The following is an 11,067-nucleotide window of genomic DNA, read 5'->3' as shown; positions in this document are numbered from 1 at the left end:
AACTACGAACCTTTGGGCTAAAGCCCAACTACGAACCTTTGGGCTAAAGCCCAACTACAAACTTTTATCCCCCCATGTTGGAGAGACGGGACATGTCGCGTCTCCATTGCCGGTGCAACCGTGACTTGTAGGGGCGAAGCATCCCGGCGACTGGATTTGCTACCCAACCCATATTGAAATTCTGGGATGCAACGCGCCCGTGTGCCGGTGCGTTGCAATCCATACATCCAGGCATTCAAAATCCATGCATTGTTATAAGACAACTTTTCGTGCGGTTCAAAATCTGCTAACCGCCCACATCCGCACTATCCCATCATCACTCCCCGATACGATAAACTTGCCATCTGGAGAGAAGGCAATTTGGCGCACGCAATCCGTATGTCCCGTCAGTTGCCAAAGTTTTCTCCCAGAATTAGCCTCCCACAGCTGCACCGCAGTTTCCCCACTCACCGATGCCTGAAACCTGTTATTTGGGGTAAAGGCGATGCTTAACTCTTTCCGGCTGTCTCCAGTCAGCCGCCGCAGTTCTTCCCCATCAGTAATCTGCCACAGAAGCACCGTATTCTCCTGACTGTTTAATGTCAGATAGTTGCCATCTGGGGTGAAGACGACACCGAAAACCCAATGGGCATTTACCTCCAGTTTCTGCAGTTGCCTCCCAGAAGCGACATCCCACAGACGCACGGTTTCATCATTCGACTCCGATACCGCAAACTTGCCATCAGGCGTGAATGTCACCCTACCTACCGGCTGCTTGTGTCCAGTCAGTCGCCGCAGTTTTTTCCCAGATGCCACATCCCACAAACGCACGGTATTATCATCGCTTCCCGACGCCAGAATTTTGCCATCTGGGGAGAAGGCAACGCTGTTCACCGCCCTCGCATGTCCAGTCAGTTGCTGTAGCTTTTTCCCAGAAGCAACCTCCCACAAACTCACCGTTTCATCCTGACTCCCTGAAGCCAGAATTTTCCCATCTGGACTGAAAGCGACACTGAACACCCAATCCGCATGTCCAGTCAGTCGCAGCAGTTCTTTCCCAGAAGCGACATCCCACAGTCGCACGGTATTGTCTAAATCGTAAACATCCCCACTTCCTGATGCTACAATCTTGCCATCTGGAGAGAAGGCGACAGTGTGTACCGAACCGGCATGTCCAGTCAGTGAGCGCAGTTCTTTCCCAGAAGCAACATCCCACAGTCGCACAGTGCTGTCTTGATTCCCCGACGCTAAAATCTTGCCATCTGGGGAGAAGGCGACGCACCACACTTCATCCGCATCTTCCGTCAGTGAGCGCAACAATTGCCCGGTGCGCAAATCCCACAAGTAGATATCTCGCCCCCAGGCTAAAGCTAGCACAGTGCTGTCCGCACTCAACGCACTGGCGATGGCACAAGGACTGTCTATCTCCCACAGCGCTTTCCCACTGCTCATATTAAACAGTGTCGCGCCACCACTGGCACACACCAGCACCAACTCCCGATCTAGGAGAATCGCATTGTGGATAATTCCGCGCCCCAGTCGCCGCACCATCCCCTGCTGCTCCAGATCTGGCAAAATAACTGTTGGTTGATATGGCGGGAGTTTCTCTCTTTCTGTTTCCGAAGCCCTTTCCCAAAGTTGGTTGTAAGCCCCCCAGCGCACCGGCGCTTTCCAGGTTTCCAGCATCTCAGCTATCCGCGGCTTCCCGAGTTCTCCATATTTGAGGGCATCTGCGAGTGCGGCCATTTTTCCGTCAAAGGACTCACTGCCGGCAAATCGCCGCTCAATCTCTTCTAGTTCCCCCCGCACTGAAGCACTTGCCTCCGCCAGAGATTCTCCGCCCGATCCGCTATTATCAGTAGGGGGCGTTTTCCGAACGTCACTCATTGTTACCTGCCTGTCATCTAAAGTATGCTGGCAGTTTTATTGTAAAGCAAAATGGACAATAAGGCTGACTGCGCCGAGAAGTTACAATGTCCGCTTTTCCGTATAATTGCCGGAGTGGCGCAGGGTGCTGGGAGCGACTTCCGTGCAAACACGGATAAAACCTGGGGGCGTTCCGCCTCATCAATTCCTGGACTCAGGTGTGCGGCGTCACGCACCCAATAGCCGGTGCGCCGGAAGTCCCCTCACCCCCTATTTTTCCCCTCTTCGATCAGGGGAGAAGAGGAAATTCGCTCAAAAATTTTCTCAACAAACCCCCTTGCCATTGGCTGGAGTTGTGTTACTATAAGTAGGCTGGAAAAGGTGCGCGCATATAAGCTTGCCGGTGGTGGGGCTTTAGCCCAACTCCAAACCTTTGGGCTTTAGCCCAACTCCAAACCTTTGGGCTTTAGCCCAACTCCAAACCTTTGGGCTTTAGCCCAACTCCAAACCTTTGGGCTTTAGCCCAACTCCAAACCTTTGGGCTTTAGCCCAACTCCAAACCTTTGGGCTTTAGCCCAACTCCAAACGGAGTCCCGGCACCGGCAGGCACTCAATCCCTCAGTCACGCACCAAAACCCCATTTACAAACAGTAACATTCTGTGGTAAAAAAAGAGAGAAGCGGCGCAAAAGCTTCGCCCACCTAGCCCAAACCCATGCCGGTATAAAGTAAAATCGATATGAGTGACTTCTCTGACTTCGAGACGGAATCAACCAGGCCAGAGGATGAAAATTCCAGCGTCTTGCTCTCCATTGGCGATTTGATGTCCGGTTTGCTGATGTTTTTCGCCCTGCTCTTTATATTAGTGCAAATCCAGCTGCAGCAGCAAGTCAAAAAGCTTGAGGAAAAAATGGCTCGCATCGATCAGCTCGAACGCCAGCTGGAGGATTACCGAAAGGCATTTGAGGTGCTGCCGCAGACGATCGCAGCCACCCTGGAAGCCAAGCTAGGGGGGAAAGACATCTTTACCGTCGATCCAGTCACAGGGGATGTCAGCATTCGCGATCGCATTCTCTTTGATAAAAACAGCGCGCAGCTCAAACCGGCAGGGAAAAGATTCCTGCGCTCCTTTATCCCCCTTTACAGCCAAGTTGTTTTTTCCAACCCGAAATTTTCCGAGCAAATTGCCCGCATCGCCCTCGAAGGGCACACCAGTTCCGCCGGCACCGAGGGGAACAATTTGAGTCTCAGTCTGGAGCGGGCGCTCTCTGTCTCTAATTATATCTTCTCCAAGGAGGTTAATTTCCCCACAAAGGCGCAATTGAAACAGAAAATCCTGGTGTCAGGGCGCGGCGAGACAGACGCCAAACAAACCGCAGACGATCCGCGCGATCGCAAGGTGGTTTTCCGCTTCCAACTGCGCCGGGAAAATTTTGATAATTTGTCCCGTCAGATACAGTCTTTGGAGAAATGAGAACAGGCTGGCGGGTGCGTTACTGCGCCGCGTTCTTTGGGGAGCGTCCCATTTTTGCAAAGAGTTTCACCCTCACCCCCCTAACCCCCCTCTCCCATAAAGGGAGAGGGGGGGAAAAAATAAAGAATTCTCCCCTCACCCCAAAGTGGGAGAGGGGTTGGGGGTGAGGGGGATTACAAAAAGCTCCTGGTGCGTTACGCTTCGCGATTCGCACCCTACTTATGAGGTAAAATATGAAAAACTTCACTTTTAATTTCCCCAAAAACCCGCCCCAATGGGTGCCGGCAAAACTCCAGGCGCGTGCGGTGGCAAAACTCCCCAGCCATCCACCGGCTGTATCCAACATCAATACTCCGGCTAAACTGCGCCTCCTTGACGAGATTGTCGCCGATATCCAAAACGGTGAAACCGGCAGCCTCACGCAAATAGAGTGGGTGTACTGTCTCTACAATAAGCCGGCTTGGGACGCGCAGCACCCAGACGCCAGCTCAGCCACCTCCGAAGCTATCTGGGAGGCGGCTGTCAGCAACTCCTTGCTGAAACGACGCCTGCTCTGGCGTCTCGCTCTCTACCACATTCACAAGTCAGATGTCAAGAATCTGGAGACAGAAAAACTCACCGCTCCCCCGCTCGCTCCCTCCCTGATCGAGAGCTTCTCTGTCTTTGCCCCTCGCGCTAAAGGCGATGACACTTTAGCCGTACAGCTTATCAGAGTGTTCGCGGGGAGCCAGCAGCCGGCATCCGATATCGCCAAAATCAGCTGGCAGTACACAATCACGCCCAAAGAGCTTGTGCGGCGTGCCGGCTTGCCGGCGCGGGCGAGCGCCGTCGAGGCCGCTTACGAGCGCGCCGCTACCCTATTTCCGGCTAAATCAACACCGAACAAGAAAGAAGCGGAGTGGCTGTTGCGCTGCTTGCAGCAGATGTCACCGCAGCAGCAGCTGGCAGCAGTTGAGGAATTGCTCCCCAAAATGCCGGCAGAAGTTGCAGGAAAAATGCCAGATGTGCTCAACTTGATCGGGCGAAATTATAGCGCCGGCAGCACCGGCAGCCGGTGGCACCAGCTTTCCGACAGCGCCAAATCTGCGCTGCGCCGCAATCTAGGCGCTCTCAACTACAGCTATTTCCAGCAAGTCGTCAACCTCCTCGCCAGAATGCTGCGACTGGAAGACGAACAGATCGCCCAGCTAGAAATGCGCCGGGATTTCTGGGCGAACTACAGCGAATCCATTGAGCGCATCCGCATAGTTTTGCCGCAGTCATCCGTCACCGCCCTCGGCTACCAGCTCCAGGTCAAAGTAGATATTTTAGCAGAAGAAGACAGCGATGTCACAGAAATTTCTATCTTTGATTTTGGGCAGTGTTTCGGCATAGAATTCTTGCGGGGGCGCGGCGGCGAGCTTCGCCTGCTCCCGCGAAAAACAGAAACCGAGCTAATTTTGTTTGGCCCTTCCAAACTGTCAGTAAAGCGCCTGCGACGCCTGGGCGGGGAAGTTTTTGACCGGCTCTTATTTTGGCAGACTTTTTGCGAAAAAGGGCTGAGCGAGAAAAAGATTTTACCCAACGAAGGTACGGAATATTTTACGGGGCTGCCCAGAGATAGGGGGAAATACAGCCGCAGCAATGGGCTGCCGGTGCTTTCAGAAAAAGAGCTTAAAGAGCGAGAGAAACAGTTAAAACAGTGGCAGAAGGAAATGGAACAGCTGGAGCGATAATTCAAGGAGGGGCGGGCTCACCCGAGATATCCCCTTCATCCGCTTCAATATAGGGGCGAAGCATTGGCGCGGGGTTCTTTACCGCCCACCCGAAATTTTCATTCTCCAATGCTTCGCCGTTCTTTCTTTCCAACCGAAACCAATGCCGCTGTAAGCTTAGAAGGAGGGTTTTTCACCGCTCTCCCACCGCAAGGGTGGGGTGCGGGATCGCCGGCTGTGAGAATCATCGAGAAGCCGCCGGTAACGCACCCTACTTTTGTGGAGAACGGATGCTTTTAGGCTGGCGCTTTTCAGAAATTGCCGGTGCCGGATAAAAAATACTTCTCCCGGGCGATGGCACCTGACAAAAAATATGATAGTCGCACAAGTCCCAAGTCTGGTACTGGCGCTTTTAAGAAATTTGCGGGATTGAGACTCTGGAGCAAGTCCATTGTCTCCCGATTCCTAGGGATTTGCCATTTGCCTAAAACCTCATCTATAATGGTAGAATACAACCCTGGAGAACAAAAGATATGTCTGAGAAGGAAAAGCAAAGTTTGCAGCCAGAGGCCGTTCCTTTCTTCGCCCGCTTCCTGGAAGGGCAAGGCACTGAAGAACTGTCTGACGAAGAGATGCAAGCCATAGCCGGTGGCAAAAAAAGGAAGCCTGTGACGACGATGAAGTACCCATCTGACGGTGATGAGATGCTGACGACGATGAAGTACCCCTCTGACGGTGATGAGAGCTTGTAGCTGATCGAATAACAGCGTTCCGGGAGCAGGCTGCCCCGACTGGCGCACGCGCCGCTGCGGGCGAAAACCGGCTTCCTAAATGATTATCTCCTTGAGGCAGCAGTACGGAGCAGGCGCTTCGCCAAGGAAAGAAATCGCTCTTTCTTAGTTTGAGAGTTTCCCGATTTTGATTTAGCCACTGCTGCCCCCAACCCTAACTGGCAGCTGTTCTAACGTATTGTACTGTCCGACCGGCAGCCTGCGCGGCGCAGGAAACAGCCATGCTTTTGGACTGGCGCTTTTAATATTTTTGAGTAAAATTACTTAGCTAAAAAAGCTTGTCACTGCCTGAATATTGCCGGGAACTTGCGACCCCAATAGAACCTCAACTACAATGAGACAGGGGAGCATCAAAACAGACTTAATTTTCATTTTCGGAATTTTGTAGGTGCGTAAAATAGGAGAAAAAACCTATGTCTGATAAAGAAAAGCAAGGCAGGCAGCCAGAGGCAGTTCCCTTCTTCGCCCGCTTCCTGGAAGGGCAAGGTACTGAAGAGCTCTCTGACGAAGAGATGCAAGCCATAGCCGGTGGCGCTGACATGGTGACGCTGAAGTACCCATCTGACAGCGAAGAAGGCGGTGTTCAGACGCGGAAGTACCCATCTGACAGCGAGGATGGGGGTGGCTGCGGCGGTATGGTGACGGAGAAGTTCCCATCTGATAATGAGGATGTGAACGTAACCCTGAAATACCCATCAGACGGAGATGACAACATAGCCGAATAAACGCCTTCCGGGAGCCGGCTCCCCCAACTGGCGCACGCGCCGGTGAGGGCGAAAACCGGCTTCCTGCATAATATCTCCCTGAGGCAGCAGTGTTAATCGAACTCTGCGCCAAGAAAGGAAATTTCTCTTTCTTGATTGGACAGTAGCCACATTTTTATTTAGCCACTGCTGCCCCAACCCCAGTTTGCAGCTGTTCCAACCTATCGCACAGATTAACCGAAATTAGCAGCCATTGAGGTACTGAGAAACCCGGTTTCTTAAAGAAACCGGGTTTCTGGGCCCTAGTTCATCTAACTGAGAACTGCTATATGATGGTATTCAACCCAAACCGATATAACCGGCATGCCGAGAGACGCTGTTTTACTGCTCACGCACAGTGGCGATTACTTCACAATTGACAGAGTGGCAGACGCCCTCTCGCAACGGGGCGCAAAACCCTTTCGTTTCAATACAGATCAATTTCCCGCAGCCGTGCGGATTTCCGCCCGGTTCAGCATTTCCGGGGTGGCTCACCGGCTCGAAGAAGGCGAGCAATCTCTCGCAAGCGAAGAAGTGCGCTCCGTCTGGATGCGCCGGCTCTGGCAGCCAAAACTCCCCAGCGAACTCGCCCCAAAATTCCGCGAGTCGTGCGCCAGAGAGTCGAGAGCTGCCCTAGAGGGTTTTTTAGACAGCCTCAGCGAAGCCCTCTGGGTGGATGACTTGCAGCGGATTTCCGAGGCAGAAAACAAGCAGCGCCAGCTAAAAATTGCCAGAAAAGTCGGCTTGCAAATCCCCCGCACCCTCGTCACCAACCACCCTGAGGAAGCGCGGGCGTTTTTCCAAGAAGTCGGGGGAAAAATGGTTGCCAAACTCCTGACTCCCCTTTCATACAGCATGGAAGGCTCCTCCTTCTTCCTCTACACCAGCACTGTCAGAGAGCAAGACTTGGCTGAGGCGGAGTCGCTGCGCTACAGCCCGATGGTTTTCCAAGAGGAAATCCCAAAGCGGAGAGAGTTGCGGGTGATATTTGTGGCGGGAAACCTGTTTGTCGGGGCGCTCGACGCCTCTCGCTATTCCGCAACCGCAACCGATTGGCGGCGAGCCAAACCAGAAGAGTGCGTCTGGGAGCCGGCGGAACTTCCCAGTCAAGTTGCCGGTTGCCTCAATGCCTTCATGGCAGAATTTGGGCTGCACTTTGGAGCCTTTGACTTCATCGAAACGCCCGACAGTGAATATGTCTTCCTGGAAATTAACCCCACCGGCGAGTGGGGGATGATCGAGCGAGATTTAGGCTATCCGATTTCCGACGCCATCGCCGGCGCACTGCTAGCATAGAGAGCACATACTGATATGACAGTCTTAATCATTACCCACAGCGAAGACAACGAAAGTATCCCGATGGTGATAAACGCCATAGAGGAGCGCGGAGGAAAAGCGTTTCGATTCGACACAGACCGGTTTCCCACCGAAGTGCGGCTCGATTTATGCTATAGCGGGGGAAAAGAGCAGCTAACTCTCGCTTCCGAGTCCGGAGATATCAATCTCAACGACGTATCCGCCGTCTGGTACAGGCGGATTAGAATTGGGGCTCGCATTCCCGCCACAATGGACGCCCAACTCCGAGACGCATCCATACAGGAATCGCGGGCGACTGTTCAGGGTGCGATTGCCAGTATTAGAGCATTTCACCTCGATCCAGTGCCGAATATCCGCCGTGCGGAAAACAAACAGCTTCAGCTGCAAGTCGCGCGAGATATGGGTTTAGATACCCCCCGCACCCTGATCACAAACAATCCAGAAGCGGTGCGAAAATTCGCCAAAGAGTGCGAGGGGGATTTGATAGTAAAGATGCTCTCCTCCTTTGCCATCTATGAAGGGGGAAAGGAAAAAGTTGTATTCACCAACAGGCTCAAACCGAAGGATATTGACAGTCTCGACGGATTGCGCTACTGTCCGATGACCTTTCAGGAAAAGGTTCCCAAAGCGCTGGAACTGCGCGTGACAGTTGTCGGGAAACAGGTGTTTGCCGCCGGGATTGACTCCCAGAAAAACCAGCGGGCGCAAGACGACTGGCGGCGGCAGGGTCTGGTTATGATAAAAGACTGGGAGCCTTACAGTCTCCCCGAAGATGTGGCGGGAAAACTGCTGGATCTGACGCAGCATTTCGGCTTGAATTATGGGGCGATAGATGTTATACTCACCCCTGACGGGCGTCATGTTTTTCTGGAGATAAATCCGGTTGGGGAATTCTTCTGGCTGGAATGCTGTCCGCCACATTTCCCCATTTCCAGGGCTCTCGCCGGTGTGTTGCTGGGAGGGAAAGATTGAATCGCCAAGACGCCAAGCCTCTATCTGTAGGGTGGGGAACGCGATAGCGTAACCCACCCCACATTAAGTGTCGCTGCGTAAGTCCTGTTCTAGAGACGCGACATGTCGCCTTTCTACACGATCTTGTTGACCGCTACCAGATTAACTGAGCTGTTATAGCAGCAGTCATATTGGTTAGGACATCAGTGGCCTAGGGATAAAAAGCGTAGGGCAGGCGTCTCGCCTGCCCTCTCGATCTAATGTCCGCGCCCTAACTGGCTACTGCTATAGGTTTTTAACCTGCTTTTCCGTTTAAAGGAGGCAGAGCCTCCAGATTGCGTTCCCAGGCAGAGCCTGGGAACGAGAGAAATTGGTATTATTCCCACAACAGAACAGAGGGCAATAGGTCTGGATGCGCCAGACGCAGCAACTCGTAGCTAATCCCAGAAGTTCCCTGAAAGAAGCTGGGGCTAAAGGCGAACACCGGCAAATTTGGAAACTGATAGCCTCCCATTTTTTGCGCTCTCGCCACCCCCCAAGCGGCTTTTTGCACAGCGATGTCGCGCAACTGGGGGCGAGAGAGTTTTTGCGCACCGGCAAGCAGCGCCTCCAGCCGGCCAAAATTACCGCAGCACACGCAATCCACACCCTGCAAACTGTGCCGGCATGTCGTCTGCAGCGCCACTTCCACATCCTCAGAGATTTTCTCGGTTTTCCATACCGGCAAGCCATCTTTGCTGAACTCCCAGCGGGGTAACAAGCCGGTGCGCAATACAGAGTCCCAAAAATGCCGGTTTACAGCTGTCTCAGCTTCTGTGATTTCTGGAAACTCCGCCATTGGTTTCGCCTCGGGGTGCGCCACCGTTTCCATCCGATCCAGCACCAGATGCTCGCCGCCAGCAATTAAATTATCCTTGTTAAAGTCTACCTCTCTCAGTGCGTGCTGGAGGCAGAGCAGCATCCCCGCTCGCTGATAGAAACGCTGCGCCGCTTCCTCATCCTGACAGGGGAGATGCGGCGCATATTCCACCCAGCCAGGCGTTTGCATATCGCACACTTTTAGGACTTTGAAAGGTAAGGCTGCGCCGTCCCGGTTGCACCACTCCAAAAACTTAGTGTAGGCGACTTCTACGCCCAAACCCTTTGGTTTGCAGACAAGCTTCAGTCCAGATTCCAAGGAGAGCGCCATCACACAGCGGTTTTGATTGTGGGGCTCAGACAGATAAGGCTGAATTTACCCAACTTTCCCTAAACCATTTTCACTGACGCTGTGATATACCAGGCGTCAGCGGTTGAAGCTGCCGGTGCTAGGGTGAAAAAGGTGTCAGCCGCGCTCAAGCTCAGTGAAGCTGATGTTGCAATATTCCAGCGAAATATACCAAAAGAAAGCTGGCGGTGAGTCCAATTTAGCCATATTTAATCAGGAGAACAATCAGCTATTAGCGCAAAATATTTGAGCTGCAAAATAAAGTGGACAGCGACAGGCAAGACCTGCAGCAACTCGAAACTGAACTGAAAAATACGGCCCTCAGAACACCGGTATCTGGCACGATACAGCAACTCAATCTCCGCAACACATCTCAAATGGTGCGTGCGGGAGATGCGATTGCTTAAATTGCCCCCAGTGAGGCTGCTTTGGAGATCAAAGTTTTTGTGGCGTCTGGGGAGATCGGCAAAGTGAAAACTGGCCAAACGGCGCTCTTGCCGGTGGGAGCCTGTCCCTATCCCGACTGCGGCACCCTCAAAGGCGCGGTCACGGCTATTTCTCCAGACGGCTATTTCTCCAGATGCTATCTCGCCTCAAAGCAATAACTCCTCACTGCAGACCGGCGGCACCCCTGGACTGCAGGGGGGTGGGGGGAGTTCCGCCGGCGCTTACTACGAAGTGACTGTGGAGCCAGAAAGCCGCGTGTTGAGTGCCGGCTCTAGTCAGTGCGCCATCGCCGCCGGCATGGAGGGCGCGGCTGAGATTATCTCCCGAGAGGAGACGGTACTGACATTTCTTCTGAGAAAAGCAAGGCTGCTGTCTTCTGTGCGATCGGATGCCGGCATTGGCGACCGACAAAGGAAGCCGGTGCCCTCTCCCTTCTTGGCGTCCCTTCACGCGGGCGGTTTATTTTCCAACTAAATCAATCAGACGGAATATTTTCCGCCCTCTCTGTAACTCGCAAGAGCAATGGTGTGGGTGGCCACCGGCGGAGACGGCCCCATCCCCACACTGCCCAGCCGAGCGACCGGGCGATCTCTTGAGGT

The 11,067-nt window shown here is 53.3% G+C and carries 11 protein-coding genes; 9 read left to right on the top strand and 2 right to left on the bottom strand.

Annotated features, from left to right (window positions below):
• Nucleotides 1-276: 276 nt before the first annotated feature.
• Nucleotides 277-1,866, bottom strand: coding sequence for a WD40 repeat domain-containing protein (locus OSC10802_RS40395; RefSeq protein WP_017717769.1), 1,590 nt, complete (start codon nucleotides 1,864-1,866; stop codon nucleotides 277-279).
• 717 nt (nucleotides 1,867-2,583) lie between these two features.
• Between OSC10802_RS40395 and OSC10802_RS0115930 the strand changes: the two genes are divergently transcribed.
• The 6 genes from OSC10802_RS0115930 (at nucleotide 2,584) to OSC10802_RS0115895 (ending at nucleotide 8,835) form a co-directional block, all read left to right on the top strand.
• Nucleotides 2,584-3,318: an OmpA family protein gene (locus OSC10802_RS0115930; protein ID WP_017717768.1), complete on the top strand. Its 735-nt coding sequence runs from the start codon at nucleotides 2,584-2,586 to the stop codon at nucleotides 3,316-3,318.
• 233 nt (nucleotides 3,319-3,551) lie between these two features.
• Complete coding sequence (locus tag OSC10802_RS40390) at nucleotides 3,552-5,033, top strand: EH signature domain-containing protein (RefSeq protein WP_017717767.1); 1,482 nt, start codon at nucleotides 3,552-3,554, stop codon at nucleotides 5,031-5,033.
• A gap of 512 nt (nucleotides 5,034-5,545) precedes the next feature.
• Nucleotides 5,546-5,764, top strand: a complete 219-nt coding sequence (locus tag OSC10802_RS0115915; protein WP_017717765.1) for a microviridin/marinostatin family tricyclic proteinase inhibitor — start codon at nucleotides 5,546-5,548, stop codon at nucleotides 5,762-5,764.
• 452 nt (nucleotides 5,765-6,216) lie between these two features.
• Entirely contained in the window at nucleotides 6,217-6,528 is a 312-nt protein-coding gene (locus tag OSC10802_RS40385) for a microviridin/marinostatin family tricyclic proteinase inhibitor (RefSeq protein WP_017717763.1), read from the top strand.
• A gap of 342 nt (nucleotides 6,529-6,870) precedes the next feature.
• A complete protein-coding gene (locus OSC10802_RS0115900; RefSeq protein WP_017717762.1) occupies nucleotides 6,871-7,842 on the top strand; it encodes an MvdC family ATP-grasp ribosomal peptide maturase in 972 nt (323 codons plus the stop codon).
• 15 nt (nucleotides 7,843-7,857) lie between these two features.
• Nucleotides 7,858-8,835: an MvdD family ATP-grasp ribosomal peptide maturase gene (locus OSC10802_RS0115895; protein WP_017717761.1), complete on the top strand. Its 978-nt coding sequence runs from the start codon at nucleotides 7,858-7,860 to the stop codon at nucleotides 8,833-8,835.
• A 355-nt stretch (nucleotides 8,836-9,190) separates the two neighbouring features.
• On the opposite strand, the gene OSC10802_RS0115890 is transcribed toward OSC10802_RS0115895, so the two are convergent.
• Nucleotides 9,191-10,036, bottom strand: coding sequence for a DUF4135 domain-containing protein (locus OSC10802_RS0115890; RefSeq protein ID WP_255349193.1), 846 nt, complete (start codon nucleotides 10,034-10,036; stop codon nucleotides 9,191-9,193).
• Nucleotides 10,037-10,284: 248 nt separating this feature from the next.
• On the opposite strand from OSC10802_RS0115890, the gene OSC10802_RS50040 reads away from it, so the two are divergent.
• The 3 genes from OSC10802_RS50040 to OSC10802_RS44420 all read left to right on the top strand — a co-directional run bounded on the left by OSC10802_RS50040 (nucleotide 10,285) and on the right by OSC10802_RS44420 (nucleotide 10,942).
• Nucleotides 10,285-10,428 carry a hypothetical protein gene (locus OSC10802_RS50040; protein WP_017717758.1) on the top strand — a complete coding sequence of 48 codons (144 nt, stop codon included), beginning with the start codon at nucleotides 10,285-10,287 and terminating at the stop codon, nucleotides 10,426-10,428.
• A 21-nt stretch (nucleotides 10,429-10,449) separates the two neighbouring features.
• Nucleotides 10,450-10,626: a biotin/lipoyl attachment domain-containing protein gene (locus tag OSC10802_RS50035; RefSeq protein WP_017717757.1), complete on the top strand. Its 177-nt coding sequence runs from the start codon at nucleotides 10,450-10,452 to the stop codon at nucleotides 10,624-10,626.
• A 79-nt stretch (nucleotides 10,627-10,705) separates the two neighbouring features.
• Entirely contained in the window at nucleotides 10,706-10,942 is a 237-nt protein-coding gene (locus OSC10802_RS44420; RefSeq protein ID WP_198525133.1) for a hypothetical protein, read from the top strand.
• Nucleotides 10,943-11,067: the final 125 nt, after the last annotated feature.

The organism is Kamptonema formosum PCC 10802 (assembly GCF_000332335.1).
Lineage (GTDB): Bacteria > Cyanobacteriota > Cyanobacteriia > Cyanobacteriales > Oscillatoriaceae > Oscillatoria.
The sequence above is the reverse complement of the archived record's forward strand: the minus strand, read 5'-3'. Positions and strand labels throughout refer to the sequence as shown.

What these genes read in the sequence shown, in the direction of transcription:
- OSC10802_RS40395 (WP_017717769.1), bottom strand. Translation starts at nt 1,866, where the DNA reads ATGAGTGACGTTCGGAAAACGCCCCCTACTGATAATAGCGGATCGGGC.
- OSC10802_RS0115930 (WP_017717768.1), top strand. Translation starts at nt 2,584, where the DNA reads ATGAGTGACTTCTCTGACTTCGAGACGGAATCAACCAGGCCAGAGGAT.
- OSC10802_RS40390 (WP_017717767.1), top strand. Translation starts at nt 3,552, where the DNA reads ATGAAAAACTTCACTTTTAATTTCCCCAAAAACCCGCCCCAATGGGTG.
- OSC10802_RS0115915 (WP_017717765.1), top strand. Translation starts at nt 5,546, where the DNA reads ATGTCTGAGAAGGAAAAGCAAAGTTTGCAGCCAGAGGCCGTTCCTTTC.
- OSC10802_RS40385 (WP_017717763.1), top strand. Translation starts at nt 6,217, where the DNA reads ATGTCTGATAAAGAAAAGCAAGGCAGGCAGCCAGAGGCAGTTCCCTTC.
- OSC10802_RS0115900 (WP_017717762.1), top strand. Translation starts at nt 6,871, where the DNA reads ATGCCGAGAGACGCTGTTTTACTGCTCACGCACAGTGGCGATTACTTC.
- OSC10802_RS0115895 (WP_017717761.1), top strand. Translation starts at nt 7,858, where the DNA reads ATGACAGTCTTAATCATTACCCACAGCGAAGACAACGAAAGTATCCCG.